This is a genomic window from Salinigranum marinum, assembly GCF_024228675.1.
GTDB lineage: Archaea > Halobacteriota > Halobacteria > Halobacteriales > Haloferacaceae > Salinigranum > Salinigranum marinum.
Map to the genome: position 1 here is coordinate 1,611,463 of NZ_CP100461.1, position 24,957 is coordinate 1,636,419.

Consider the following 24,957-nt stretch of genomic DNA (forward strand, 5'->3'; position numbering starts at 1 on the left):
TGAACACCGGATCGCGGTTCGTGATACCACGGGTAGTACGTACCGAGTCCGGAGGAGGGGTAAAGTAAAGTAGTCCGCGTTCTCAGCCTTACAAAGATTAATGACAGACACACCAGAGGTCCTGGTCATCGGTGGGGGTTCGACGGGCACAGGGATCGTCCGCGACCTGGCGATGCGGGGCATGGACGCCACGCTCGTCGAGCAGGGGAACCTCACGCACGGCACGACGGGACGAATGCACGGGCTGCTGCACAGCGGCGGTAGGTACGCGGTCACCGACCAGCCGAGCGCGAAGGAGTGCATCGAGGAGAACCGGGTGCTGCGAGAGATTGCGAGCCACTGCGTCGAGATGACCGGTGGCCTGTTCGTCAAGCGACCGGAGGACACCGAGGAGTACTTCGAGAAGAAGCTCCAGGGCTGTCACGACTGCGGCATCCCGACCGAGGTGCTCTCGAACGAGGAGGCCCGCCAGTTGGAGCCGTACCTCGCGAAGGACATCGACAAGGCCATCCGGGTGCCGGACGGAGCGATCGATCCGTTCCGGCTCTGCGTCGCCAATGCCGCCTCCGCGGAGGAACACGGCGCGCGCATCGAGACCCACTCGAAGGTCGTCGACGTGCTCGTCGAGGCGGGCGAGGTCGTCGGCGTCGAGGTCGAACACGCCTCGGGGCAGGGCAAGCGCGTCCACGGCAAGACGGCCCAGCGCGAGAAGATCTACGCCGACTACGTGGTGAACGCCACCGGCGCGTGGGCAGGGCGCGTCGGCGACATGGCAGGCGTCGACATCGAGGTCCGCCCGTCGAAGGGCGTCATGACGATAATGAACGTCCGGCAGGTCGACACGGTCATCAACCGCTGTCAACCGAAGGGGAACGCGGACATCATCGTCCCGCACGAGACCACGGCCATCCTCGGAACGACCGACGAGGAGGTCGAAGACCCCGAGGATTACCCCGAGGAGGAGTGGGAGGTCGATCTCATGATCTCCGAACTGTCGAAGCTCGTGCCGATGCTCAAGGAGGCCCGGACCATCCGGTCGTTCTGGGGCGTTCGGCCGCTGTACGAGCCGCCGGGGACGGGGACGACGGACCCGACCGACATCACGCGGGACTTCTTTCTCCTCGACCACGACGACCGCGACGATCTGCCGGGGATGACGAGCATCGTCGGCGGGAAGTTCACGACGTACCGGATGATGGCCGAGAAGATCACGGACCACGTCTGCGAGAAGTTCGGCGACACCACCGAGTGTCGGACCGCGGACGTCCCGCTCCCCGGGAGCGAGGACTTCTCCGTGCTCCGTGACTACATGGACGAGTTCGGCCTCCGGTCGCCAATCGGTCGGCGCTCCGTCCAGCGGCTGGGGTCGCGCGCCGACGAGGTGCTGAAGACCGAGGGTCCGAACCCGACCGTCTGCGAGTGTGAGGGCGTCACCCGCGCGGAGGTCAGAGACGGGATCAAGCAGGCCGGGTCGGACCTCAACGCCGTTCGCATCCGCACGCGGGCGTCGATGGGTAACTGCCAGGGGGCCTTTTGCTGTCACCGAATGGCGAACGAACTCGCCATGGAGTACCCCGAACCGGTCGCCCGCGAGGCGCTGGACGAACTCTACCAGGAGCGCTGGAAGGGCGAGCGACACGCGCTCTGGGGCGAGCAGCTCTCGCAGGCAATGCTGAAACACCTGCTGCACGCGACGACCATGAACCGCGACGGCGACCCGGTCCGAACGGGCACCGAGGTTGACTTCGGCGCGTTCGACGGCGGGCCGGCGGTCGGAGAGGACTCGACGGCGGAGCGAGCGGCGGCTGACGGAGGCCGGCAGGATGCCGATTAGCGAGGACGTCATCGTGGTCGGCGGCGGGATCGCGGGCTCCGTCGCGGCGCTATCGGCCGCGGAGACGGGAGTCAGCGTGCGGCTCATCTCCCACAAGAAGAGCACGCTTCGACACGCCAGCGGGCTGATCGACGTGCTCGGCTACACGGCCGACGGCTCGGGGCCGCTCGCCGACCCCTACGAGGCGCTCGATTCGCTCCCCGAGGGTCACCCCTACCGCGTCGTCGGGAGCGACGCGGTCCGCGAGGGACTGGCGCTGTTCGATCAAATCGCCGGCGACGAGTACCTCGGTGGCCACACGGACACGAACGCGCTCGTCCCGACCCACGGCGGCGCGGTGAAGCCGACGGCGCGGTATCCGCGAGCGGCCGCCGGCGGGATCGCCTCCGACGACCGCGACATGCTGCTCGTTGGATTCGAGTCGATGACCGACTTCGAGGCGTCGCTGGCCGCGGACCACCTCGACGCCGCGGGCGTCCCGTTCGACGTCACCGGGGTGACCGTCGAGTTCCCGAAGACGTTCCGGGCGGACGCGAAGGTCACCCGCTTCGCGAAGGCGCTCGACACCGACGAGGATGTCGGGAGCCGTGGGACGCGCGAGGCGCTCGCGGCGGCCGTCGAACCCCACCTCGACGGGGCCGAACGCGTCGGCTTCCCCTCGCTCTTGGGCGACGACCACCGACACGAGGTGCGCGACGACCTCGAATCCTACCTCGGTGCCGAGGTGTTCGAGGTCCCGATGGGCCCGCCCTCGCTCCCGGGACTCAGACTGGAGGACCTGCTGTTCGACGCGCTCGACGAGGCCGGCGTCGGGATGTCGACGGGGAACAAGGCGGTGGGGTACGAGACCGACGGCGACGCGCTGTCGGCCGTCGTCGTCGACCGGCAAGGGAGGGAGATTCCCTACCACGCGGACGCGTTCGTCCTCGCGACTGGCGGGCTCGTCGGGAAGGGGATCGGTTCGTCGCGCGAGGGGGTACGCGAACCCCTCTTCGACTGTCACGTCCCCCACCCCGAGGACCGCTACGACTGGTTCGTCGACGACGCCTTCGGCGACCACCCCTTTGCGGCCTTCGGCGTCGCGCCCGACGACAGACTCCGTCCGCAGGACGCCGACGGAGACGCAGAGTTCGCGAACCTCTTCGCCGCCGGCGGTGTCGTCGGCGGCGCCGACGTCGCGGCCGAGAAGTCGGCCAGCGGCGTCTCGCTCGCGACCGGAGTGGTCGCGGGCCGCGAGGCAGGTGAATCCGCATGAGTGACGCACAATCCCCCCCAGAGTTCGACCCCAGCGCAGGCATCGACAGCATCGACGACTTCGAACCCGTACAGGTGTTCGACGACGGCATGGACCTCCGCCCTGGCGCGGACAACTGTTACAAATGTACGGCGTGTGATACGTCGTGTCCGGTCGCCGAGGTCGACGACGAGTTCCCCGGGCCGAAGTTCCAGGGTCCCGAACAGTGGCGGCTCAAGCGCAAGGACGACGTCGAGATCGACGACTCGATCATGTCCTGCTCGAACTGTATGCGCTGTGACAACGCCTGTCCCTCCAGCGTGCCGCTGAGCCAGATGCACAACGAGGCACGTGGCGAGTACGTCGAGAACCAGATGGACCACACCTCCCGGGAGTACATCCGTAACAGGATCCTCGCGAACTACCGGACGCTCGCCGAACTCGGGAGCAAGGTCCCCCGGATCACGAACGCCGTGATGGGTAACTCCCTCGTGCAGAAGATCAACGAGAAGGTGCTCGGTATCACCGCGGAACGGGAGTTCCCCGAGTTCGCCACCCAGACGTTCCGCGAGTGGTGGCGCGAGCGCGGCGGCGCGCAGGTGCAGTCGGACGAAAAGCGCGTCGCGTACTTCCACGGCTGCTACTCGAACTACAACAGCCCCGAGGTGGGCAAGGCGCTCGTCAGGGTGTTCGAGGAGTTCGGCTATCAGGTGGCCGTCCCGCGGCAGCGCTGTTCCGGCACGCCGATGTTCGCGAACGGGATGTTAGACGACGCCGAACGCGCGGCGAACGTGAACGTCCCCGAGTTCAAGGACCTCATCGACGAGGGGTACGACGTCATCGCCTCCTGTACCTCCTGTTCGATGTCGCTGAAGCAGGAGTACCCCGAACTGTTCCAGATCTCCGGGATCGAGGAGGTGTCGAACCACACCTACGAGTCGCTGGAGTACCTCCGCATCCACGAGGACATCCAAGAGCGACTCGACGGCGCGACGGTCGACTACCCCGACCTGGCGTACCACGCGCCGTGTCACGCTCGCAGTCAGGGTCTCGACCGTCAGGCAGTCGAACTGTTCAGAGACGTCGACGGCTTCGAGATCGAAGACGTCGGCTCCTCCTGTTCGGGTATCTCGGGCACCTACGGCTGGAAGACCGAGAAGTACGAGAAGTCGATGAAGATCGGCGAGGACATGTTCGACCACATGCACCACGCGAAAGGGAACGTCGGCATGACCGAGTGTCCGACGTGTTCCTCACAGATGGAACACGGTACCGGGTACGAGATCCGCCACCCTCTCCAGTTGCTCGAAGAAGCGGTCGTCTGAGACGGCAGTCGGCGGTCGAGCGCCGGCCCGCACGCCGCACGCTCGGGGTCACTCGGTCGGTATCGGAGAGACCCTGACGTGGCCGTCGGAGCCGACCTCCACCGCCACACGGAGTTCGTCGATCGAACACTCGACGCGGACGCCTCCGGAACTGTTCTCCAACAGGGCGTCGACGGATTCGAGATCGAGATACTCCGAGAGCGGGTCGAGTTCGACGGGATCGACCCCTTTCGCGGCGGCGACTTCGTTCACGACGCGCACGCTCGGTGACGTCGCGTGTGGGTCGTCACCGTTCATCATGCATAGATCGTCGACCGGGTGGATAAATCCACGTCAGACTCGTGACTGACGGAGAGCCCGGTCCCGGCTTGTGCTCCCGTGGACCGTCGGTCCCGGTCAGTCCCCGGCCACCACGTCCTCGTCGGTCGGCGACCGCGCGTCGTACGTGGAGACGAACCGGTTCAGTTCGGTCGTATCGTCCACGCCCGGGAGGGGTTCGTCGGCGGTCCGGCACGGTTCGTCGACGCCCAGGCGGTCGGCGACGAGATCCGCGGTCTCCTCGGCCATCAGCCGGTAGCTCGTCAGCTTCCCGCCGACGATGCTCGCGAAGTTCCCGACGCCGTCGTCGTCGTGATCGAGGACGAAGAAGCCGCGGGAGATACCACGGCTCGCCCCCTTGCCCCCGCTTTGGCTCCCGCGGGCTTCCTCGTCGGGCGCGTAGAGCGGGCGGACGCCCCACCAGGTTCGGAGGACCTCCGCGTCGCGGACGGCCGGGAGCATCTCGCCACACTCGGCGAACATCCGTTCGACCTCCGCCTCGTCGGTGGGGTAGGCGTCGGGGTCGTCGACGACGTTGCTCGTCGTCCCCAAGACGGCCTGGTCGTCGTGTGGGATGACGATGTCGCCGTCGTCGGGGTCCCGACAGCGGTTGAGGACGGGCCCGAGGTCGGGGTAGTCGACCGACACCATCACGCCGCTGGTCGGGCGCATCTCGACCTCGACGCCCGCCATCGCCGCGAGTTTCCCGGCCCACGCGCCGGTGGCGTTCACCACGTACGACGCGGTGACGTCCGTGTCCGCCTCGCCGCCGAGGTGGACGGTCGCGACCCGACCGTCGTCGACGACGATCGACTCGACGGGCGCGTTCGTCAGGACGGTTCCCTCACGCCGTTCGACGTCGGCGGCGTTGGCCGCGACGAGCCGCGAGGGATAGACGACGCCGTCGGGGACGACCATCGCGCGCTCGACGTCGGGGGAGAGGTCGGGGACCCGCTCGTGGGCCTCGTCGCCCGAGATCACCTCGGCGTCGATGTCGTACTCGCGGCACGCCGCGAGCTTCTCGTCGAAGTACGCCGGGTCGTCGTCGGCGAGCTGGACGAACAGCCCTCCCGTGTCGCCGATGCAGTGGCCGGCGATGTCGCGCAGGATGCGGTTCTCCGCGATGCACTCGCGGGCTCCGACCTCGTCGGCCTCGGCGTACCGGGCCCCGCTGTGCAGGAGGCCGTGCGAGCGACCCGTCGTGCCCGAGGAGAGCCCACCCCGGTCGGCCAGCGTCACCGTCAGTCCCCGCATCGCCAGGTCGCGGGCGACGCCTGCGCCGGTCGCACCCCCACCGATCACCAGTACGTCAGTCTCGTGTGTCATCACACCACCTTGGTCTGACATGACTTGACTCTTCGGTCCGTCGCGGGCCCGTTCGGCGCCGCGGCCACGACCCGGGCGCGACGCCCGACCGACGGCACCGGACGGCTCACGAAGCGAGCGATCGAAGCGGCTAACACTTCGTACACTCTCCGAGGGGTATGGAACGACTCGTCACCGTCGTCCCGGAGGCGGGCCTCCACGCCCGTCCGGCGTCGAAGTTCGTCGAGACCGCGAACGAGTACGACTGCGAGCTACAGATCGGCCCCGAGGAGGGCACGCTCGTCAACGCGCGGAGCATGCTCGGGGTGACGGGACTCGGGGTGAAGTCGGGCGAGCGCGTGCGGTTGGTCGCCGAGGGGGAGGACAGCGAGGCCGCGCTGGACGCGCTCGAATCGGTACTGTCGACCGAGGAAGTCGAGGAGTAGTCCTTGGTTCGTCAGTTCAGCTTCCGGTAGTCGCGCGCCTCCTCGGCGGCGGCGACCACGGAGTCGAGCGTCGCCTTCTTGCTGGTGGCTTCGACGGCGGCGTTGACCGCCGCTTCGAGGACGGGCGCGTCGGCGATCCGCACGTCCGCGTCGCTCGTCTCCACGGCGAGTTCGGCGTTCATCACCGCGCTCCCGAGGTCGACCAGGAGGACGACGCCGTCGCCGTCGTCGGCGGCGTCGATAGCCGCGGAGATGCGGTCGACCGACGTGCCCAGGCCGCCGTCTCCCTCGCCGCCGGCGGGTTCGATGTTGGCGTCGGTGGCCATCTGTGCCGCCACCTCACAGATCCCCTCGGCCGCCTTCGCCGAGTGCGAGACGACGACGAGGCCGACCATCTACGCCTCCTCCGCGTCGTCGCCGTCGTCGGGGACCGTCGGCGAGGTGGCGTCGCGGTCGAGCGCCTCCTCGCCGTCGAGGTACTCGGTGGCGGTCTCCAGCAGTTCTTCGAGGATGATAAGCGTCGACGTCGCCCCGGGGTCTCGGTGGCCGACAGAGCGCCACCCCAGATACGAGGCGCGTCCCTTCGTCGCCCGGATGGGGACGGTGAAGTTCACGCCGCGCTCGGCGGCGTCGACCGTCTTCGCCAGCGCTTCGAGGGGTGGCAGGTCGTCCTCCTCGATCGACTTCTTGTACGTGTGGACCGCGGGCGTGACGGCGTCGACCATCGTCTTCTGGCCTATCTGCGCGCCGCCGCGGTCCTGGAGCTTCTCGAGGTAGGCCTCGGCGAACGCCACCGACGTCTCGGCCGTGATCCCCTCGTCGAGTTCCTGGCTGGCAGTCAGGATCGACCCCCCGTACAGCGGCCCCGCCGCGCCGCCGACCTCGCTCACGATCGCCATGCCCACCGCCTTGACGATCTCGGCCGGCTCCCCGTCCATCCCCTCCGTCTTCTCGAGGACGGTCTGAAAGCCGCGGTTCATGTTCGCGCCGTGGTCGGCGTCGCCGATGGCCGAGTCTAGCTCCGTCAGGTACGTCTTCTCCGCCGCGAGTCGGTCGGCGACGTTCGCGAGCGCCGCGTGCAGTGCCTCCACCTGAACGTCCGTGTCTGCCATGCATCGGAATCAGTTGGCACCGAAATAAGGGTAGGGGTAGGGCTCTCGCGGCGGCCCGTCGCGCTTCCGAGAGGCGTCGTCGGTCAGTCGCGGACGGTCAGCGCCGGCGTGTCGCAGGGGTGTGCGAGCAGTTCCTTCAGTTCGTCGTCGACCGCACACACGGTGATCGAACAGCCCATCATGTCGAGGGAGGTCATGTAGTCACCGACCCACGCGTCCCACGTCTCCAGCCCGTGATCGTCGACGATTTCCTGGAGCTTGCGGTTGACGATGAACAGCTCCGACAGCGGCGTGCCGCCCATCCCGTTGACGATGGTGACGATCTCCTGACCCTCATCGAGGTCGAGATCCGCGAGGACGCCCTCCGTGAGGTGTTCAGTGATCTCGTCCGCGCTCATCACGTCGGTCCGTTCTGTGCCCGGTTCGCCGTGGATACCGATGCCGAGTTCCATCTCCTCGTCGCCGAGGTCGAACGTCGGCTCGCCCTTCTCGGGGGTGACACAGGAGGTGAGCGCCATCCCCATCGTGCCGACGCTGTCGATGACTTTCTCGGCGACGGCCTTGACTTCGCCGAGGTCGCCGCCCTGGTGGGCCTTCGCGCCCGCCGCCTTGTGGACGAGGATCGTGCCGCAGACGCCGCGCCGTCCCGACGTGTACAGCGAGTCCTCGACGGCGACGTCGTCGTTCACCACGACCTGTTCGACCTCGACGTCCTCCATCGCCGCGAGTTCCGCGGCGGTGTCGAAGTTCATCACGTCGCCCTCGTAGTTCTTCACGACGCAGAGGACGCCCGCGCCGCCGTCACAGGCCTGGATCATCTCTTGCAGTTGGTCCGCGGTGGGCGAGGTGAACACCTCCCCGGCCGCGGCCCCGTCGAGCATTCCCTCGCCGAGATAGCCCGCGTGGGTCGGCTCGTGCCCAGAGCCCCCGCCGGAGACGATGCCGACCTTGCCGTCGATCGGTGCGTCCTCCCGGACGAGCACCTCGATGTCGTCGAGCCGACGTACCTGGTCTGGGTACGCCGCGACCATCCCGTCGAGCATCTCGTCCACTACGTCCGCCGGTTCGTTGATGAGTTTCTTCATACGGCGGAGTGACAGACGGCGGTCTCTGTAAAAAGTGTTTGTCGGGATTAATTGGAAGGAATATCAGTTCGCCCGTGACTGTCGCTCAGGCGGCCGGTTTGTCGGCCTCCAGCCGGTCGATGCCGATCGTGACCGAGACACCCTCGACGTCCCACTCTTCGACGAGGTCCATCTCGTCGGGTGAGTCGACGAACGACTCGGTGCGGGTCTCCTCGGCGATGAGCTCGCGGTGACGGTCGACGAGTTCCGAGATCCGGTCGTCGGCCACGTCGACCGACGTGTTGATCTCCTCGTCGACGGGCAGATCGAGCCGTTTGCGCATCTCCTGGATCCGGCGGACCACGTCGCGGGCGTACCCTTCGGCCTCGATCTCCTCAGTGAGTGCCGTGTCGACGTACACCGTCCCCGACTCGAAGTCGGCGGCCGAGACGTCCTCGGGCGGCTCGGCGTGCCACTCGACCATCTCCGAGGTGAGTTCGTACTCGTCGCCGTCGACCACGACGGCGAGGTCGCCGTCGCCGGCGAGGTCGTCACGGCTCGCCCCCTCGACCGCGCCCATGATCCGCTGGGCGTCCGCGCCGAAGGTGGGGCCGATGACGCCCATCTGCGGGTCGGCGTACTCGACGAGTTCGTCGAACGCTTCGACGACCTCGATCGCGCGGGCGTTGACCCGCTCGGCGAGGAGGTCGCTGAGCGAGTCGACCGCCGCGCGTACCTCGTCGTCGTCGCTCTCGACGACGACCCGCGGGACGGGCCAGCGGAGCTTCCGACCACCCTGCTGGCGGGCGTTCGCCGCGGCCTCCTCGACCCGCCGGAGGACCGCCATCTCGCCCTCCAGTTCGGGCCGGTGGAGCCCCTCGTCGGCCGTCGGTGCCGACAGCGCGTGAACGGTCGTCGCCGAGCCGTCGAGTCGCTGGTACATCCGCTCGGCGACGTAGGGCGTGAAGGGCGCGACGAGCCTGACGACCTCGTCGAGCACCGTCGACAGCGTGGCGTACGCGCCGCGCTTCGACGCCGAATCCTCGTCCTCCCACATCCGCTCGCGGATCGCCTTCACGTAGAAGCGAGAGACGTCGCTCGTGACGAACTCCAACACGGCGGTGAGCGCGTCGTGGACGCGGTACTCCGCCCAGGCGTCGTCGACCTCGCGTTCGACCGACTGCAACCGGGACAGCACCCACTCGTCGACGACCGTGAGGTCGCCGTCCGCGAGGTCGGCCGCGGCGGGGTCGTAGCCGTCGAGTTCCATGTACGACAGCGGGAACCGGAAGACGTTCCAGAAGATGTTGAGCGTCGACTGCACGTCGGCGAGGCCGTCCCACCCGAACGCGAGGTCCTCGCCGTGTTGGTTGTGCGAGAGCAGATAGGCACGAAGGGGGTCGCGGCCGAACCGATCGATCGCTTCCTCGGGCGTGACGATGTTGCCCAGCGACTTCGACATCTTCCGACCGTCGCTGTCGTTGGCGAAGCCGTGCATCAGCACGCGCTTGTAGGGTACCTCGCCCACGGCGGCGGTTCCCATCCCCAGCTGGGACCAGAACCACCCGCGAGTCTGGTCGTGGGCCTCGATGATGAGGTCGGCGGGCCAAGGGCCGTCGTCGCTCGACGAGGGGAAGTCGAGCGTCCCCCACGTCGCCACCGAGGAGTCGATCCAGACGTCGAAGACGTCCGGGACGCGCTCGTACGTCGTTCCCTCCTCGGTGATCGTCAGCGGGTCGACCGAGGGTCGGTGGAGGTCCAATTCGTCGGGGTCGACGTCCTGGTCGACGCGCTCGGAGAGTTCCTCGCGCGTGCCGACGACGAGGATGTCCTCCGTGGTGTACGCCTCGTCTTTCGGCACCCAGATCGGGAGGGGGATCCCCCAGTACCGCTGTCGGGAGACGTTCCAGTCGGGGGCGTCTTCCACGAAGTTGCGGAAGCGGTTGTCACGGGCCCACTGCGGGAACCACTCACTGTCCCCGATGTTGTCGAGGAGTTCCTCCTTGACGTCGGTGACCGTGATGAACCACTGGTCGGTCGCCAGGAAGACGATGTCCGTGTCGCAGCGCCAGCACTGCCCGTAGCGGTGGTGGTGGGTCCCCGAGTGCAGGAGTCGCCCGTGGGAGTCGAGATCCGAGATGATCTCGTCGTTGGCGTCGCGGACGAACGTACCGGCGTACTTCCCCGCCTCCGGGGTGAACGTCCCGTCGCCCCGGACGGGCGAGAACACCTCGAGGCCGAGCTCCCGCCCGCGCTCGAAGTCCTCCTGCCCGTGGCCGGGCGCGGAGTGCACCAACCCGGTGCGGTCGGCCTCGACGTACTCGGCAGTGTACACCTCGCCCGCGCCCTCGAAGGCGGCGTGGTCCGGCACCTCAGCGGCGAGGGGGTGGTCGTACTGCCAGCCGACCATCTCCTCGCCCGTGAGTTCCTCGACGACCTCGTACTCCTCGTACCGGCCCTTCTTCAGCACCTCCTCGACGCAGGGTTCGGCGAGGTACAGCACCTCCGACTCGCCGTTCTTCTCGGCGCGGACGGCCTGGTACGTCATCTCGGCGTCGACGGCGACGAACGTGTTCGCGGGGATCGTCCACGGCGTCGTCGTCCAGATGACGAGGCTTCCTTCTCTCCCCCTCAGCGGGAACGTCACGTAGGTCGACGGCGACTCGATCTCGTGGTACTCGACCTCGTTGTCGGCGATCGCCGTCTCGCACCGGGGACACTGGTTGATCGCGCGCTTGCCGCGCTCGACGAGCCCGTTGTCGTGCACCCTCGAGAAGGCCCACCACGCCGCCTCCATGTACTCCGGGGAGATCGTCTTGTAGGGGTTCTCCCAGTCCATCCACGTGCCGATCGACTGGAAGTCCTCGTCCATGTGTTCCCGATTCCGCTCGGCGAACGCCTTGCACTCCTCGATGAACGCCTCCATCCCGTACGCCTCGATGTCCTTCTTCGAGTCGAAACCGAGTTCCTCCTCGACTTTTACCTCGATCGGGAGGCCGTGCATGTCATAGCCGGGGCGGTCGGCGACGGCGTACCCCTCCATCCGCTTGCGGCGGATGACCGCGTCTTTCAGCGTTTTGTTCCACGCCGTGCCCAGGTGCATCTGTCCAGAGGTGTACGGCGGGCCGTCGACGAAAAAGAAGGCGGGGTCGTCGGCGTGTGCCGCCTTCGCCGCCTCGTACGCGTCGTGGTCGTCCCAGTACGTCTCGACCGCCGACTCGACGTCCGCGGGGGCGTACTGGTCGGAGACCTCGTCTGCGTCCATACTCGTTTCTACCCGTGGACGTATATCAAAACGGTGGTGTTCACGCCGCAGGCGTCGGCCGGACGCGGGCGCGCTCTTCGGCCGCCGGCCACCGGGGACGGATCCGAAATCGAGGGGTGAGTCGGTCCGCGGTCGTCACTCTCCGACCGCGTCGTCGACGACGTCCCAGCACCGTCTGGCGCGGGCGGTCGGCACGTACACCGCGCCGTACCGGTCGCCACTGCGCGTGATCGCCTTGACCTTCTCTAAGACGCCGAGGTGGTGGCGGACGGTCTTGTAGTCGAGGTCCAGCGCCACGGCCAGTCGGTTGGCGTTCCGGGGGCGCTCGCCGAGCGCGCGGAGGATCCGGACGCGGTTCCCCCCGCCGCGCTCGGTGGAGAGGAGCCGCCGGATCGCGTCCGTGGCGTGGTCCGGTGCCCGGCGGACTCGAACGGCCCCCGTCGATGGTGGCATCGGCCTCAGTTGTCGGTGACGACGTTGAGGTCGAAGCCTTCGTCGACGGGTTCGTCGTCGGGCGAGAGGTAGCCCTGGGCGAACGCGGTGTAGGCGGTGCCGCCCTCGACCGTCACGTCGAACGTGGTGACCACGTCGCCGTCGTTCGACTCCGTGTCGGGGCGGACCTCGAGTGTGTACGAGCCGGCGGGCACCTCGACGGTCGCGGCGTCGCCGAAGGCGGCCCCGTCCACGAGCGTGTCACCGGACGACTCGACGGTGACGTCGACCGCGGGCGCGTCGGGCGAGGCGTGGACGAGACGGACCCGCGCGGTGTCGTCGGCGGGGTCCGAGGTGTCGTCGGTCAGGAGTTCGACCGCGAAAGCGTTCTCCGCGCCGTCTTCGAGTTCGCCGATGGCGGCGGCGGTGTACGCCCCCGCGTCGAGGTCGAGCGACTGGTCGAAGACGACCGTGTCGGGGTCGCCCGCGGCCTGGACCGTCACCTGGTACGAGCCCGCCGACAGCGAGAGGTAGTCGCTGACGGTGCCGAACGGGACGTCCTCCAGCACGGCGGAGCCGTCGACGAGCACGTCGACCGCGGGCGCGTCGGGCGACAGATGGGCGACGCGGAGCGAGACGTCCCCGTCCATCCCGCCCATCCCGCCGTCGTCCGAGCTCTCGACGAGCCCGCCGCCGCCGGCACCGGCGTCGACCGCCGCGATGGGCTGGAACGCCGTGTCGGCCGGTTCGTCGTCGGGCGTGAGGTAGCCCGCAGCGAAGATCGTGTACACCGTGCCGCCGTTGAGTTCGGCGTCGAACGACGCGACGCTCTCGCCGTCGTTCGACTCCGTGTCGCCCCGGACGTTCAGCGTGTACGTGTTCGCGGGAACCTCGACGTAGCCCGACTCTCCGAAGGCGACGCCGTCGAACAGCGCGTCGCCGCCGGCCGTGATGTCGACCGCGGGCGCGTCGGGCGAGGCGTGGACGACGCGGACCCGTGCGGTGTCGTCGTCGGGGACGGTGTTGTCGTCCGAGAGGACGAGCGGCTCGAACGAGTCCTCGGCGAGTTCGCCCACGGCGGCGACGGTGAAGATGCCCTCCGTGACGTCGATGTCGCCCTCGAAGGCGACCGTCGAGGGGTCGTCGGCCGCGGCGATCGTCACCGTGCGCGTGCCGACGGGTACCTCGAGATACTCGCTGACGGCACCGAACGAGACGCCCTCGAGCACCGCAGAGCCGTCGACGGCGACGTCGACGGCCGGGGCGTCGGGCGAGAGGTGCGCCACGCGGAGCATCGCCGTCTCGGGGGCCGGTGTCGAGGTTTCCGTCTCGGTCGACATCGGCGTCTCAGTCGGTTCGGGCGTCGCCGTCTCCGTCTCCGTCGATCCACCCTGGTTCGACGAACAGCCGGCAAGACCGCCGACGACCGCGACTCCTCCGAGCGTGCGAAGAACGTCTCTGCGTGACTTCTCTGTCATGTCTCAGTCGGATCGGAGGACGATGTAATAAAGAGAGTTTTCCCAAATTCGACCCACCTGTCACCGTCATTGAATGACTCGTGGTATCACAGCTGACGGGGGCGAGCGGCGGCGAGACCGGCCGTGGACGCCGATGGAGGCGTCCACGTGGCGGCCGTCGGCGTCGCGTTCGCCGCCGCACAGGAGTCCGCGGCCGGCGAGAGAAAGGGCACGGTCACCCGTCGTGGCGACTCGGTCGACTCCAGGTAGACGGCGACCGTCGAGACTACCTCCTCGGCGTCTGGCAGTTCGTCCGCCGACAGCGACGCGGGGTCGAGCCCCACCGGGACGCGCCCCCGACGCCACCCCGTCCAGCCGGGGTCACAGGAGAGCGAGAACGGAGAGAGCCGCGTCGCCTGCGACCGCTTCGTCCGCACCTGCGCGAGGACCACGAAGCCGGCGTCGTAGTTCTCGTTGTGGACCTCGTTGTCCCACTGCCGCTGGGTCTCCGCGCCGAGCGCATCGGTAAAGACGCTGACGTCGGCCGACGGCGGCGTCGAGAAGAGCCAGGCGGCGTACGGCGATTCGGGTGACGACCCGCCGAGCCCGCCGCGGACGAACGCGTCTGCGGCGTCGTGGACCCGTTCGGTCGCGTGACCGAACCGGATCGGACCGGAGACCTGACGGCGGCTGTCGGCGAGACAGCCGGTGGCGAGACCGAGGGCGGCGCTGGAGAGGAGGGCTCGGCGGCGCATCACTCGCCGCGTTCGCGGAGTCGACTCAAAACCCTGTCGCCGGTCAGGAGAAGTCCGGCAGGTCGTCGGGGGCTTCGTACTCGGACTCCCAGTCGACGTACTCCGCTTTGAGCACGTCACAGACGACCTGTCCGAGTTCGGTGAGCCCCGCGTTGATCCCCGACACCTCCCCCCACGAGCTCAGGTCGGGGTGGATCTCGCGCTCCTTCCAGTCTTCGGGCAGTCCGGGGGCGTGGTAGCCGACGCGGTCGGCGAAGGAGTCCCAGAAGAAGTCGAACCGCGAGACGAGGTCGAGGTCCTCGACGATGGCCCACTCGGCGGCCGAGAGGTCGCTCGTCTCGGCCCACCGTCCGAACGCCTCGTCCCACGCGCCCTCGTGGAGGAACCGTTCGAGGTCGGCGCGGTGGTAGTCGGTACCGCTCACCTCGGCGTCGTCGTACTCGTTGGGGTCGACCTCGTTCAGCGTCGGTGGCTCCGGCGTGGGGACGTCGAGCATAGTGGGAGTGAGACGGCTCGACAGTAAAGCGTGTCCCCCCGGGAACGGTGGAACCGGGTCGAAGCCATCCGGGTCCGACTCCCACGTCCCCAAGGCTCATCGCCGTGCCGATGCTCGAGACGCTATGGATTCGCGCGATCACGCCGTCCGGTCCCGGCGCGAACTGCTCGCACTGGTCGCCGCGGCGGGAACCGTCGTCGCGGGCTGTTCGGCCCCCACGAGCACGGCCCCCAGCACGGACGACGCCGACACACGGCGTGGGACACCCGCCGGGGCGGCGAGCGAGGCGTCGCCGGAGCAGGTGGCCGTCGACGGTGACACCGACACCGAAGTCGCTGCTGACGAGGGGACGTACACGGCGGTGTACCGAGAGACCATCCCGTCGGTCGTCCTCGTCCGCGTCTACGGTGCCGGTGGTCCGCTCGGGCAGGGCTCGGGGTTCGTCCACCCCGACGGCTCGCACGTCGTGACGAACCAGCACGTCGTCGACGGCGCACGGAGCGTCCGGGTGCGGTTCGACGACGGGACGTGGCGGGCGGCGGCGATTCGCGGCACGGACGTGTACAGCGACCTGGCCGTCCTCGCGGTAGACGCACCGGACGCGGCCCGGCCACTGGAACTCGTCGACGCCGAACCGCCGGTCGGGACGCAGGTCGTCGCGCTGGGCGCGCCGTTCAGTTTCGGGGGGTCGGTGTCGGCGGGGATCGTCAGCGGCGTCGACCGCTCGCTCCCGAGCCAGACCGGCTTCAGCATCCCCGACGCGGTCCAGACCGACGCCGCGGTGAACCCCGGCAACTCGGGCGGCCCGCTGGTGACGCTCGACGGGCGCGTCGTCGCCGTCATCAACTCCGGCCAGGGCGAGAACGTCAACTTCGGGATCTCGGCGGCTCTCACCCGGCGCGTCGTCCCCGCACTCGTCGAAAGGGGCGCGTACGACCACGCGTTCATGGGCGTCCGTCTGCTCGACGTCACGCCGGCGGTCGCGGCCGCGAACGACCTCAACGCCGTCCGCGGCGTGCTCGTCGTCGACGTCGTCCCCGACGGGCCGGCCGCGGGAGCCCTGCGCGGGAGCGACCGCGAGAGGCGGGCGCTCAGCCAGTCGGTTCCGGTCGGCGGGGACGTGATCCTCGCGCTCGACGGCACACCGACGCCGACGCAGGCGGCGCTCGCGACCCATCTGGCGATCCGGACGGCCCCCGGCGACGTCGTGGAGACGACCGTCCGCCGGGACGGGCGCGAGCAGACAGTGCCGGTCGAGGTCGGCGCACGGCCGCCGCCGGAGTGAGCCTCAGCCGTCCAGCCGCTCGACGATCGCCTCCAACTGCGCCTGGCGCTCGGCGCGGGCGGCCGTCCGGAGCTCCGTCTCCGCCTCCGTCGGGCAGTCGAGGCGGGGGACCGCCGTGGGGGTGCCCGACTCGTCGAGCGCGACGAACGTGAAAAAGGAGGTGGTCGTCTGCCGCTCGTCGTCGGTCCGGGGGTTCTCCGCGCGGACGTCGACCTTCACGTCGATGCTGGTCCGGCCGACGTCGAACACGTACCCCTCGACGACGGCGACCTCGCCGAGGTCGATCGGCGAAATGAAGTCGACGTGGTCCATCGAGGCGGTGACGACCTGCCGGTTCGCAAAGCGCATCGCCGCGATCGCGCCGCAGATGTCCATCCAGTGGAGGACCACGCCCCCGAGCGCCCGTCCGAGGTTGTTCGTGTCGTTCGGGAGCAGGTACTCGGTCATCTCGGTGTGTGACTCCGCGAGCGTCGCGGTTTCGGCTGCCATGCAACGGGCCAGGCGCGCGTCGCTCTTGAAACGTGTCGTCGGCTGCGGTCGGCCGTCGAGGTCAGCGCCCGCCGAGTGCGCGCTCGAGTCGGTCGTGGTCGTGCGCTCGGAGGGGCTCTCCTGCGCGGGCGAGCGCGTCGAGCGTCCAGAACCGCGCCGCGGTGGCGTCGCTTCCGGGCGTCGGATCGCCGGTCGTCCGGTCGCGCGAGACGACGTACGCGACCGTCACGAGATGGCGACCGGTCGGATGGTCGAACTCGTCGACGGCGAATAGGTCCAGCGCGTCGGCGGCGACCCGCAGCCCGGTCTCCTCGCGGAGTTCGCGCGCCGCGGCTTCCGCGGCCCCCTCGTCGTGTTCGAGAAAGCCCGCAGGGATCCCCCACTCGCCGGCGTCGGGGTCGCGGGCGCGGCGGACGAGTAGCACCGCGGACTCGTCGCCACGACGGTCGACGACGGCGACGCCGGCCGTCGGAACCGGGTTGCGCCAGACGATCGTCTCGCAGTCGGGGCAGTACGGGCGGTCGCGTCCCTCGGCGCGGCGGCGGCCGAGCGACGTGCCGCAGGTCGGGCAGAAGGAGGGGTCGACGGCGACCACGCCTCAGCGGGCGAAGTCGTCCTCGTCGTCCTCGACGTCGAACCGCGACGGCGGCTGGCCGGCCATGTCGAGCACGGAGTCGGAGACGAGAATCGGGCAGTCGACGCGAACGGACAAGGCGATGGCGTCGGAGGGGCGCGCGTCGAAGACGAACTTGTGCGGCTCGCCGCTGTCGTACTGTTCGGTGTCGATTTTCGCGTAGAACGTGCCGTCGGCGAGGTCGTCGATGCGGACGGAGTCGATGGCACCGCCGAACTCGGTGACCATGTCGACGAGGAGATCGTGTGTGAGCGGCCGCTCGAACGGTTCGCCGGAGAGCGCGAGCTGGATCGCCTGTGCCTGATCGCCCGTGATGACGATCGGAAGGAACTCCTCGCGCGCAGAGAGAATAACCGCCGGAACGTTCGACCCGTCGTCGCTCATCCCGACGCCGATCCCCCGCACTTCGGCCTCGTGGTTCATGCCGCTCCCTTTGATGTGTAGGTATGAATAGCTACTCCCCCGCCCGCCGCGCTCGGAGCGCCCGAACGCCGAACCAGGCGACGAGGACGGCCAGCCCCCCGCAGAAGAAGACCAGTCCGGGCGGGAGGCCCGTCGTCGCGGCCGCCGCGGTCGTCCCGGCGGCGATCCGGCTGGCTTCGGCGCTGTCCGCGCTCGTGGCGGCCCCCGCGGCGGTCGTCGTCCGCCCGAGGAGGAACTGCACGAGCGCGCTCACCAGCGCGAGGACGCCGACGGCCCCGAGGAGGCGGGTCAGGACGGACCGGAGCCCGTCGGTATCGGAGTCGTCCCCCGCGACGACGACGAGCGGCCGGTCGGTTGGGGCGTACAGTTTCATCTCCCGACCCTTCTCGGAGTACACCGTGTCGACCACCTCGACGAGACCGGCGTCGTGCATGCGGCCGAGGTGGTACTGGACGTTCTGCAGGGAGGTTTCGACCCCCTCGGCGACTTCGGAGGCCGAGGCGGGTTCCTCGTGGAGCGTCGCGAGGATCCGACGGGCGGTCCGCGAGGAGAGTACGCCGAGGAGGTCGTCGGCGTCGGCGGAGTCCAGGCCGATGACCCGCGGGGCGGGGTCGTCGGCCGCGGCGGTGTCGCCGAGGGAGGGTAACAGACGGGCCATGCGCGCGTGTTCAACACGGACGGCTACAACCTTGTTGGTCACACAGTCACCGCCCGTGACAGCTGTGTGACGCTTCACTCCCGGGCCCCTCTCCCGTCGCGTCGCGCGGTCGGCGGCGGACGGCCCGGCGCGACGGTCACGACCTGCGGTGGGAGCGAACCGACCGACAGCATACTTACCGCTGGCGTGTCTGATTTCGAACGCATGTCCTACACCAAGGTCAACTACCGCGACGTCGACCCGAAGGCGGAGGGAATGTACTTCCTCCGCGACGCGCTCGGCTGTGAGAACCTCGGCCTGACCGTTGTCGACTGCGAGGCGAACTGGACCGGCATGGAACACGACCACGCCGACAGGGACCACGAGGAGGTGTACTACCTCGTCGACGGCGAGGCAACGCTGTACGTCGACGGCGACGAGGTGGCGCTGGACCCCGGCGACGCCGTCCGCGTCGCCCCCGAGGCGAGCCGACAGATCGAGAACGGGCCGCGAGAGAGCACGTTCGTCGTCGTCGGCGCCCCCTGAGAGCCGGACGCCGACGCGCGGCCGAGTGACTGATCGGTCGGGGGGCTCCGCGATGAGGTTAATGTCGTTCGGATACACAGTTCGAACATGAGTGGGGGATCCGACGACCGCGTTCCAGTGACGGTGCTGAGCGGCGCGCTCGGTGCCGGCAAGACGACGCTCGTGAACCGTCTGCTGGCGAACCCGGGCGGGCGAACGATCGCCGTCGTCGTCAACGACGTCGGCGACGTGAACGTCGACGCGGAACTCATCGAAGCGGAGAACGAGGAGACGGGCATCGTCGACCTCTCGAACGGCTGTATCTGCTGTGGCCTGCAGGGCGACCTCCTGACCGAGGTGTCCCGCCTCGCCGACGAGCGGACGTTCGACTCCCTCGTCGTCGAGGCGTCGGGCGTCTCCGAGCCCGTCCCGATCGCGCAGGCGTTCACCCTGGGGACCGACGCCTCGGACGTCGACCCGACCGAGCGGTTCCGCCTCGACACGATGGTCTCCGTCGTGGACGCCTACGGCTTCTGGAAGGAGTTCGACCCCGAGACGAGCCGGGAGGTCAGCGAGGGCGGCCGGGCGCTCTCGGCGGTGTTCGTCGACCAGATCGAGTTCTGTGACGTGCTCCTGTTGAACAAGTGCGACACCGTCCCCGACGACGCCCTCGACGAGGTGGCGGCGCTGGTGCGCGAACTCCAGCCGCGGGCGGTCCTGTACCGAACCGAGTACGCCGACGTGTCCTCCGAGGCCGTCCTCGGCACCGGTCTGTTCGACTTCGAGGAGGCACGCCGCGCCGCGGGGTGGAAGCGTCACCTCTCGGGCGAGGGCGGGGAGGAACACGGACGGGGGCACGGAGACCACCGCCACGCCGGGGCCGCCCACGCGGTGTCGACGTTCACCTACGAGACCGACCGGCCGTTCCACCCCGAACGCTTCCGAGAGTGGCTCGACGACTGGCGTGGTGACGTGGTGCGAGCGAAGGGGTTTTTCAAACTCGCCGGGCGTCCCGGCACGGTCATGGGGCTGAGCCAGGCCGGGCCGTCGGTCCGGGCCGGCCCGCTGGGAGAGTGGAAGCCCGACGACGACCGTCGAACCCGGCTGGTGTTCATCGGGACGGAGATGGACGAGGCCGAGGTCAGACGGGAACTCGACGACTGTCTCCTCCGGGACTCGGAACCGCTCGACCGCCTCAGCGACCCGTTCCCGGCGTGACCTGCTCGCGGAGGTCGTCCCACTCCTCGTAGAACCCGTAGTTGGTCTCCCGCGCCCGCTGGGCGTCGATCGCCTCCTGATACACCTCGTCGTAGTCGAGGAGGGCCGTCCAGCCGTCCTCACGGAAGGTGCAGTACATGCACATGGGGGTCGATTCGGCTGGCATCGTCAAGACGTTGTCCCCGCGCGCGACTCGGCACGGGATCGTTCTCAGCGGTGAGAGCCGAGTCGATAGATAGATACGGGAGATTGGGAATGACCTGGTATGTGTAACATCCCCTCACATCGACAGGGCGGCCTGTTGACCGGCCGGTGCGACCACTGCGAGTGGCAGGCGCTCACGACGTCGTACGCGGAGATGGTGAAAACCTACCAGGACCACCTCCGGGCCGACCACCCGGGCGTCTGGCTCCGCACCTAAGTCGGGTCGACCGGCCGCGGCGTGCGACTGGATCGACCGGAAGATCGGAAGGCAGGAAGATCGGAAAGAGGCCGAGACGGTTACGGTTCGAGCAGGACCTTCGTGACGCCCTCGTCGCGCCTGTCGAACGCCTGGTACATCTCGGGCGCTTCGTCGAGGTTGACGCGGTGGGAGACGACCCACGAGGGGTCCGCCCGACCCTGGATGATGAGGTCGCGGAGTTCGCGGTTGTAGCTCTTGACGTTACACTGACCGGTGCCGAGCTTCTGTCCTTTCTCGAACAGCTTTCCGAAGTCGATCCCGAGGCGACCCTGCGCGGCCATCTCGTCCGGCGCGCCCGGGTCGGAGGGGACGTAGAGTCCCGGGATGCCGAGCTGGCCCGTCGGCCGGACGACCTGGATCAGTTGGTTCAGGACCACGGCGGGGTTCTCCCGCGCCGGGTCGTACGCGTCCGACCCTGGGTCGGTCTCGGGATCGATCGCCTGGTAGCCGACGGCGTCGACGCCCTTGTCGACTTCGCCGCCGTGTGCGTCCTTGATCTGCTCGATCGGGTCGCCCTCCTCGAAGTTGATCGCCGTCGCGTCACAGTGCTTCTCGGCGAGCTCCAGTCGGCTGGGGACGCGGTCGACCGAGTAGATCTCGGATGCGCCCTTGATCTTCGCGCTGTAGGCGGCCATCAGACCGACCGGGCCCGCACCGAAGATGGCGATGGATTCGCCGGGCTGGAGGTTCGCGAGTTCGGTCCCGTGCCAGCCCGTCGGGAAGATGTCGGCGAGGAGCGCGAAGGCGTCCTCGTTCGCGCCGCCCTCGGGGAGTTTGAGCGCGTTGAAGTCGGCGTAGGGAATGCGGAGTTTCTCCGCCTGCCCGCCCTTGTACGGCCCCATCGCGACGTAGCCGTAAGCCCCGCCGGCGAAGCCCGGGTTCACGTTCGTACAGAACCCCGTGTAGCCGTTCTCACAGTTCTTACAGAAGCCGCAGGCGACGTTGAACGGCGCGACCACGCGGTCGCCCTCTTCGAGCGTCGACACGCCCTCTCCGACCTCGGTGACGATCCCCATGTTCTCGTGCCCGAAGACGATCCCCTCCTCGGCGGACGTCCGCCCTTCGTACATGTGGAGGTCGGAGCCACAGATACACGACGTCGTGATGTCGATCATGACGTCGTTCGGGTGTTCGAGTTCGGGCTCGTCGACCTCTTCGACGGCCACTTCTTTCGGTCCCTTGTACACGACTGCTCTCATTGACATCGGTGAGACACCTCATAGGGAACTCAACGCAACGACTATTATATTTACTGGCTGACATTTTATCACGCGTGTTTCGGAAACAACAAACGAATAACATGAGTCGTGACACGATCCGGGTGGCGACGAACCGAACCGCTCGACCTATGGGATCGAAGCCGCTACGAGGCCCATGGACGTCCTCGGAGACCTCGTCGCCCGCGAACGGCGGAGCGGCCGGCCGGCGGTTCACGTCGTCGAGACCGACCGGTCGATCTCGTACCGCGACTTCTGCACGACGGCGTACAAGGCCGGGAACGTGCTCCGGTATCTCGGTGTCCGCGAGGAGTCGACCATCGCCGTCGGCGGGACGGTCGGTTCGCATCCGCTGTGGGGCTTTTACGGGGCGGCACAGCTCGGTGCCGTGACTCGGTTCGTTAACCCGGACGACTGGTCGCCCGCGAACGCTCCGCGCGTGCTCTTACTGCCGGTCGACCACGAGGGCGTGGCCGACCCCCCGCCGGGGACGAAGCTCGCGACGTACGGCGGCGCGCCCGCACGGGCGACGACGCTCCACTGGGAGAAGGAACTCTGGAGCGAGAACCCAGCGGTCCACCCGACGGAGGTAACCCCGTCGGATCCCCTCCTGGTCGCGGGGACGGAGACGTACACCCACGAAGCGATGCTCGACGCCGCGGCCGCCACAGTCGAGCGGTTCGGCCTCGACGCCCAAGGCCGTGTCGCGGTCCGCGGGCCGCTGTCCGATCCCCACGTGGTCGCCGCCGGCCTCGTCGCGCCGATCCTGGCCGGCGGAACCGTCGTCGTCCCGGACGACGGCGACTCGGCCGATGTCGCGGTCGTCGGCACGGACGTGGACACGGACGACGTTCCCGAACCACGGAGCTGCCGACCCGCGGACGTGCCGCTCTGAGCCGGGTGACTCCCCGACCTACGACGCCCCTCGGATCTCGTCTAAGGCGTCGGGGTTTTCGATGCTCGACATGTCTCCGAGCTCTTCGCCCTGGTAGACCGACGAGATCGCTCGGCGAATGATCTTCCCCGACTGGGTCTTCGGGAGCGCGGAGACGAAGAGGATCTCTCGCGGCCGGAACGGCTTGCCGTGTTCTTCGCCGACGAGCGCCGACAGTTCGTCCCGGAGGCCATCACTCGCCTCGTGGTCTGGTTCGAGCACGACGTACGCCACCACCGCCGTGCCCGTCGTGTCGTCGGGCACGCCCACCGCGGCCGCCTGGTTCACTGCCTCGTGCTCGGTGAGGACGCCTTCTATTTCGGCGGGACCGACCTTCCGCCCCGCCACGTTGAGCGCGTCGTCCGCCCGTCCATGGAGGAACCAGAAGCCCTCGTCGTCTTTTTGCGCCCAGTCGCCGTGGTCCCACAGACCCTCCCAGGTCGACCAGTACTCCGCCAGATACCTCTCGTCGCCCTCCCACAGCGACTTCGTCATCGACGGACACGAGTCCCGCGCGATCAAAAAGCCGCGTTCGTGGGTGTCGGCGATCGACTCGCCCGACTCGTCGACGATATCGATGTTCATTCCCAACCCGGGGCCGCCCAGGGAGGTGGGTTTGAGCGGTTGCGTCGGCATCGGCATGAGGAAACAGCCGCAGATCTCGGTCCCGCCCGAGATGTTGATGATCGGTGCCTCCCCGCCGCCGACGTTCTCGTAGAACCACTGCCAGGACTCGGGGTCCCACGGCTCGCCGGTCGAGCCCAGCAGTCGAATCGACGACAGATCGTGGTCTTCGACCCACTCGTCGCCGTGTTTTCGCAACGCGCGGATGGCCGTGGGCGAGATCCCGAACGTCGACAGGGAGTGACGGTCGATCATCTCCCAGAACCGATCGGGTTGGGGATGGTCGGGCGCGCCCTCGTACATGAACACGGTCCCGCCGAAGGTGTGGTTGCCGATCAGGGTCCACGGGCCCATCATCCAGCCGATGTCCGACACCCAGAAGAATCGGTCCGAGGGCTTGTGATCGAAGCCGAAGTAGATCTCTTTCGCACACTGCATCTGCACCCCGGCGTGGGTGTGGACGATGCCCTTTGGCTTCCCAGTGGTGCCCGACGAGTACAGCAGCATCGACTCCTGCGACGAGGGGAGGGACTTGGTGTCGTAGTCGTCGTCCTGGGTTTCGACCGCGTCGGCCCACCACTCGTCACGCTCGTCGTGCCAGGGGATGTCGACGTCGCCGTCGCCGTCGCCGTCGCCGTCGGGTTCGCTTTCGCTGGCTCCGAGGCGGTCGTAGACGACCGTGTGGTCGACGTGGCCCGCCTGGGCGATCGCCTCGTCGGCGGTCCCTTTGAGCGTGATCGGCTTTCCTCTCCGGTAGAAGCCATCGCCGGTGAAGAGCACCGAACACTCGGAGTCGTCGATTCTGGTCGCGGTCGCGTCGACACCGAAGCCCGAGAAGATGGGGACGGCGATGGCACCAATTTTGAAACAGCCGTACAGAATGGAGACGACCTCGGGGACCATGGGCATGTAGAGGCCGACGGTATCGCCGGTGTCGATGCCCTTCGATTCGAGGTAGTTGGCGACCTTGTCGGACTGGCGGGCGAGTTCGTGGTAGGTGATCTCTCTGACGTCACCCGGTTCTCCCTCCCAGATGCAGGCGACCGTGTTCCTGGTTTCGGCGTCGACGGCGGCGTGGCGGTCGACGACGTTGTGGGCGACGTTCAATTCCCCGCCGGGGTACCAGTCGGTGAACTGTGGGCCGTCGGTGTCGTCTCTGACCCGGTCGTAGGGCTCGAAGAAGTCGACACCGAGGTACTCGGGCATGGTGTCCCAGAACCACTCGACGCCCGACTCGTCGATGCCAGCGAGATTCGAGGTGGTGCGTTCGATGAGTTCGTCGTAGTCGTCGATGCCGTACGTGGACATGAACTCGAACACGTTGGTCGATTCGACGAACTCCGCCGACGGTTCGTGCACGACCTCGTCGGTGGCAGGGATCTCCATACATGAGAGTCGACGGTGGTTTACCCTAATCTTTCGGGAGGTATTCTCGATGCCTCGGATCGACGGAGCCACGCTCGGG

26 protein-coding genes are annotated in these 24,957 nt (G+C 68.2%); 9 read left to right on the top strand and 17 right to left on the bottom strand.

The window, feature by feature from the left end; all coding sequences use genetic code 11:
* Positions 1-100 precede the first annotated feature (100 nt).
* From glpA to NKJ07_RS07875, 3 genes are read left to right on the top strand one after another with little or no spacing between them, the layout of a single operon-like run.
* Positions 101-1,834 (top strand): anaerobic glycerol-3-phosphate dehydrogenase subunit GlpA, encoded by a 1,734-nt coding sequence (gene glpA / locus NKJ07_RS07865; protein WP_318570034.1) that lies wholly within the window; start codon positions 101-103, stop codon positions 1,832-1,834.
* Complete coding sequence (gene glpB / locus NKJ07_RS07870; RefSeq protein ID WP_318570035.1) at positions 1,824-3,089, top strand: glycerol-3-phosphate dehydrogenase subunit GlpB; 1,266 nt, start codon at positions 1,824-1,826, stop codon at positions 3,087-3,089. Before glpA ends, glpB begins: the two co-directional genes overlap by 11 nt.
* Positions 3,086-4,393, top strand: a complete 1,308-nt coding sequence (locus NKJ07_RS07875) for an anaerobic glycerol-3-phosphate dehydrogenase subunit C (protein WP_318570036.1) — start codon at positions 3,086-3,088, stop codon at positions 4,391-4,393. The genes glpB and NKJ07_RS07875 overlap by 4 nt, the downstream gene beginning before the upstream one ends.
* A 48-nt stretch (positions 4,394-4,441) precedes the next feature.
* Here the strand turns inward: NKJ07_RS07875 and NKJ07_RS07880 are convergent, their stop codons facing one another.
* Positions 4,442-4,693, bottom strand: a complete 252-nt coding sequence (locus tag NKJ07_RS07880; protein WP_318570037.1) for a HalOD1 output domain-containing protein — start codon at positions 4,691-4,693, stop codon at positions 4,442-4,444.
* A gap of 96 nt (positions 4,694-4,789) precedes the next feature.
* Positions 4,790-6,037: an FAD-dependent oxidoreductase gene (locus tag NKJ07_RS07885; protein WP_318570038.1), complete on the bottom strand. Its 1,248-nt coding sequence runs from the start codon at positions 6,035-6,037 to the stop codon at positions 4,790-4,792.
* 158 nt (positions 6,038-6,195) lie between these two features.
* On the opposite strand from NKJ07_RS07885, the gene ptsH1 reads away from it, so the two are divergent.
* Positions 6,196-6,462 carry a phosphocarrier protein HPr gene (gene ptsH1 / locus NKJ07_RS07890; protein ID WP_318570039.1) on the top strand — a complete coding sequence of 89 codons (267 nt, stop codon included), beginning with the start codon at positions 6,196-6,198 and terminating at the stop codon, positions 6,460-6,462.
* An 11-nt stretch (positions 6,463-6,473) separates the two neighbouring features.
* Here the strand turns inward: ptsH1 and dhaM are convergent, their stop codons facing one another.
* The 8 genes from dhaM to NKJ07_RS07930 all read right to left on the bottom strand — a co-directional run bounded on the left by dhaM (position 6,474) and on the right by NKJ07_RS07930 (position 15,043).
* Positions 6,474-6,857, bottom strand: a complete 384-nt coding sequence (gene dhaM / locus NKJ07_RS07895) for a dihydroxyacetone kinase phosphoryl donor subunit DhaM (RefSeq protein WP_318570040.1) — start codon at positions 6,855-6,857, stop codon at positions 6,474-6,476.
* A complete protein-coding gene (dhaL, locus tag NKJ07_RS07900; RefSeq protein WP_318570041.1) occupies positions 6,858-7,574 on the bottom strand; it encodes a dihydroxyacetone kinase subunit DhaL in 717 nt (238 codons plus the stop codon).
* Between the two features lie 83 nt (positions 7,575-7,657).
* On the bottom strand, positions 7,658-8,659 hold the full coding sequence (gene dhaK, locus NKJ07_RS07905) for a dihydroxyacetone kinase subunit DhaK (RefSeq protein WP_318570042.1): 1,002 nt from the start codon (positions 8,657-8,659) through the stop codon (positions 7,658-7,660).
* A gap of 85 nt (positions 8,660-8,744) precedes the next feature.
* Positions 8,745-11,903, bottom strand: a complete 3,159-nt coding sequence (ileS, locus tag NKJ07_RS07910; protein WP_318570043.1) for an isoleucine--tRNA ligase — start codon at positions 11,901-11,903, stop codon at positions 8,745-8,747.
* A gap of 135 nt (positions 11,904-12,038) precedes the next feature.
* The gene (locus NKJ07_RS07915; protein ID WP_318570044.1) at positions 12,039-12,356 is read right to left on the bottom strand and encodes an ArsR/SmtB family transcription factor; all 318 of its coding nucleotides are present in this window, start codon (positions 12,354-12,356) and stop codon (positions 12,039-12,041) included.
* A 5-nt stretch (positions 12,357-12,361) separates the two neighbouring features.
* Positions 12,362-13,813, bottom strand: coding sequence for a DUF4397 domain-containing protein (locus tag NKJ07_RS07920; protein ID WP_318570045.1), 1,452 nt, complete (start codon positions 13,811-13,813; stop codon positions 12,362-12,364).
* An 86-nt stretch (positions 13,814-13,899) separates the two neighbouring features.
* On the bottom strand, positions 13,900-14,547 hold the full coding sequence (locus tag NKJ07_RS07925; protein ID WP_318570046.1) for a hypothetical protein: 648 nt from the start codon (positions 14,545-14,547) through the stop codon (positions 13,900-13,902).
* Positions 14,548-14,590: 43 nt separating this feature from the next.
* Positions 14,591-15,043 (bottom strand): DUF7992 family protein, encoded by a 453-nt coding sequence (locus NKJ07_RS07930; RefSeq protein WP_318570047.1) that lies wholly within the window; start codon positions 15,041-15,043, stop codon positions 14,591-14,593.
* A 124-nt stretch (positions 15,044-15,167) separates the two neighbouring features.
* Here NKJ07_RS07930 and NKJ07_RS07935 point away from each other — a divergent pair, with 124 nt between their 5' ends.
* A complete protein-coding gene (locus NKJ07_RS07935) occupies positions 15,168-16,328 on the top strand; it encodes a S1C family serine protease (RefSeq protein WP_318570048.1) in 1,161 nt (386 codons plus the stop codon).
* 3 nt (positions 16,329-16,331) lie between these two features.
* Here NKJ07_RS07935 and NKJ07_RS07940 read toward each other — a convergent pair whose 3' ends face one another.
* From NKJ07_RS07940 to NKJ07_RS07955, 4 genes are all read right to left on the bottom strand, one after another.
* Positions 16,332-16,817, bottom strand: a complete 486-nt coding sequence (locus NKJ07_RS07940; protein ID WP_318570049.1) for an acyl-CoA thioesterase — start codon at positions 16,815-16,817, stop codon at positions 16,332-16,334.
* Positions 16,818-16,878: 61 nt separating this feature from the next.
* Positions 16,879-17,412 carry an NUDIX domain-containing protein gene (locus NKJ07_RS07945; RefSeq protein WP_318570050.1) on the bottom strand — a complete coding sequence of 178 codons (534 nt, stop codon included), beginning with the start codon at positions 17,410-17,412 and terminating at the stop codon, positions 16,879-16,881.
* A gap of 3 nt (positions 17,413-17,415) precedes the next feature.
* On the bottom strand, positions 17,416-17,874 hold the full coding sequence (locus NKJ07_RS07950) for a bifunctional nuclease family protein (protein WP_318570051.1): 459 nt from the start codon (positions 17,872-17,874) through the stop codon (positions 17,416-17,418).
* Between the two features lie 31 nt (positions 17,875-17,905).
* Positions 17,906-18,532 (bottom strand): ArsR/SmtB family transcription factor, encoded by a 627-nt coding sequence (locus NKJ07_RS07955; RefSeq protein ID WP_318570052.1) that lies wholly within the window; start codon positions 18,530-18,532, stop codon positions 17,906-17,908.
* 204 nt (positions 18,533-18,736) lie between these two features.
* Between NKJ07_RS07955 and NKJ07_RS07960 the strand changes: the two genes are divergently transcribed.
* The gene (locus tag NKJ07_RS07960) at positions 18,737-19,057 is read left to right on the top strand and encodes a cupin domain-containing protein (protein WP_318570053.1); all 321 of its coding nucleotides are present in this window, start codon (positions 18,737-18,739) and stop codon (positions 19,055-19,057) included.
* Between the two features lie 87 nt (positions 19,058-19,144).
* A complete protein-coding gene (locus tag NKJ07_RS07965; protein WP_318570054.1) occupies positions 19,145-20,254 on the top strand; it encodes a CobW family GTP-binding protein in 1,110 nt (369 codons plus the stop codon).
* Here the strand turns inward: NKJ07_RS07965 and NKJ07_RS07970 are convergent.
* Positions 20,232-20,399, bottom strand: a complete 168-nt coding sequence (locus tag NKJ07_RS07970) for a hypothetical protein (RefSeq protein ID WP_318570055.1) — start codon at positions 20,397-20,399, stop codon at positions 20,232-20,234. The genes NKJ07_RS07965 and NKJ07_RS07970 overlap by 23 nt on opposite strands.
* 120 nt (positions 20,400-20,519) lie before the next feature.
* Between NKJ07_RS07970 and NKJ07_RS07975 the strand changes: the two genes are divergently transcribed.
* Complete coding sequence (locus tag NKJ07_RS07975; RefSeq protein ID WP_318570056.1) at positions 20,520-20,675, top strand: hypothetical protein; 156 nt, start codon at positions 20,520-20,522, stop codon at positions 20,673-20,675.
* An 80-nt stretch (positions 20,676-20,755) separates the two neighbouring features.
* Here NKJ07_RS07975 and NKJ07_RS07980 read toward each other — a convergent pair whose 3' ends face one another.
* Complete coding sequence (locus tag NKJ07_RS07980; RefSeq protein ID WP_318570425.1) at positions 20,756-21,916, bottom strand: glutathione-independent formaldehyde dehydrogenase; 1,161 nt, start codon at positions 21,914-21,916, stop codon at positions 20,756-20,758.
* A 175-nt stretch (positions 21,917-22,091) separates the two neighbouring features.
* On the opposite strand from NKJ07_RS07980, the gene NKJ07_RS07985 reads away from it, so the two are divergent.
* Entirely contained in the window at positions 22,092-22,829 is a 738-nt protein-coding gene (locus tag NKJ07_RS07985) for an acyl-CoA synthetase family protein (RefSeq protein ID WP_318570057.1), read from the top strand.
* 18 nt (positions 22,830-22,847) lie between these two features.
* On the opposite strand, the gene NKJ07_RS07990 is transcribed toward NKJ07_RS07985, so the two are convergent.
* Positions 22,848-24,878: an AMP-binding protein gene (locus NKJ07_RS07990; RefSeq protein WP_318570058.1), complete on the bottom strand. Its 2,031-nt coding sequence runs from the start codon at positions 24,876-24,878 to the stop codon at positions 22,848-22,850.
* Between the last annotated feature and the right edge of the window lie 79 nt (positions 24,879-24,957).

Coding starts and splice junctions, on each gene's coding strand:
- glpA (WP_318570034.1), top strand. CDS start 101: ATGACAGACACACCAGAGGTCCTGGTCATCGGTGGGGGTTCGACGGGC.
- glpB (WP_318570035.1), top strand. CDS start 1,824: ATGCCGATTAGCGAGGACGTCATCGTGGTCGGCGGCGGGATCGCGGGC.
- NKJ07_RS07875 (WP_318570036.1), top strand. CDS start 3,086: ATGAGTGACGCACAATCCCCCCCAGAGTTCGACCCCAGCGCAGGCATC.
- NKJ07_RS07880 (WP_318570037.1), bottom strand. CDS start 4,693: ATGATGAACGGTGACGACCCACACGCGACGTCACCGAGCGTGCGCGTC.
- NKJ07_RS07885 (WP_318570038.1), bottom strand. CDS start 6,037: ATGACACACGAGACTGACGTACTGGTGATCGGTGGGGGTGCGACCGGC.
- ptsH1 (WP_318570039.1), top strand. CDS start 6,196: ATGGAACGACTCGTCACCGTCGTCCCGGAGGCGGGCCTCCACGCCCGT.
- dhaM (WP_318570040.1), bottom strand. CDS start 6,857: ATGGTCGGCCTCGTCGTCGTCTCGCACTCGGCGAAGGCGGCCGAGGGG.
- dhaL (WP_318570041.1), bottom strand. CDS start 7,574: ATGGCAGACACGGACGTTCAGGTGGAGGCACTGCACGCGGCGCTCGCG.
- dhaK (WP_318570042.1), bottom strand. CDS start 8,659: ATGAAGAAACTCATCAACGAACCGGCGGACGTAGTGGACGAGATGCTC.
- ileS (WP_318570043.1), bottom strand. CDS start 11,903: ATGGACGCAGACGAGGTCTCCGACCAGTACGCCCCCGCGGACGTCGAG.
- NKJ07_RS07915 (WP_318570044.1), bottom strand. CDS start 12,356: ATGCCACCATCGACGGGGGCCGTTCGAGTCCGCCGGGCACCGGACCAC.
- NKJ07_RS07920 (WP_318570045.1), bottom strand. CDS start 13,813: ATGACAGAGAAGTCACGCAGAGACGTTCTTCGCACGCTCGGAGGAGTC.
- NKJ07_RS07925 (WP_318570046.1), bottom strand. CDS start 14,547: ATGCGCCGCCGAGCCCTCCTCTCCAGCGCCGCCCTCGGTCTCGCCACC.
- NKJ07_RS07930 (WP_318570047.1), bottom strand. CDS start 15,043: ATGCTCGACGTCCCCACGCCGGAGCCACCGACGCTGAACGAGGTCGAC.
- NKJ07_RS07935 (WP_318570048.1), top strand. CDS start 15,168: ATGGATTCGCGCGATCACGCCGTCCGGTCCCGGCGCGAACTGCTCGCA.
- NKJ07_RS07940 (WP_318570049.1), bottom strand. CDS start 16,817: ATGGCAGCCGAAACCGCGACGCTCGCGGAGTCACACACCGAGATGACC.
- NKJ07_RS07950 (WP_318570051.1), bottom strand. CDS start 17,874: ATGAACCACGAGGCCGAAGTGCGGGGGATCGGCGTCGGGATGAGCGAC.
- NKJ07_RS07955 (WP_318570052.1), bottom strand. CDS start 18,532: ATGGCCCGTCTGTTACCCTCCCTCGGCGACACCGCCGCGGCCGACGAC.
- NKJ07_RS07960 (WP_318570053.1), top strand. CDS start 18,737: ATGTCCTACACCAAGGTCAACTACCGCGACGTCGACCCGAAGGCGGAG.
- NKJ07_RS07965 (WP_318570054.1), top strand. CDS start 19,145: ATGAGTGGGGGATCCGACGACCGCGTTCCAGTGACGGTGCTGAGCGGC.
- NKJ07_RS07970 (WP_318570055.1), bottom strand. CDS start 20,399: ATGTGCATGTACTGCACCTTCCGTGAGGACGGCTGGACGGCCCTCCTC.
- NKJ07_RS07975 (WP_318570056.1), top strand. CDS start 20,520: ATGTGTAACATCCCCTCACATCGACAGGGCGGCCTGTTGACCGGCCGG.
- NKJ07_RS07980 (WP_318570425.1), bottom strand. CDS start 21,916: ATGAGAGCAGTCGTGTACAAGGGACCGAAAGAAGTGGCCGTCGAAGAG.
- NKJ07_RS07985 (WP_318570057.1), top strand. CDS start 22,092: ATGGACGTCCTCGGAGACCTCGTCGCCCGCGAACGGCGGAGCGGCCGG.
- NKJ07_RS07990 (WP_318570058.1), bottom strand. CDS start 24,878: ATGGAGATCCCTGCCACCGACGAGGTCGTGCACGAACCGTCGGCGGAG.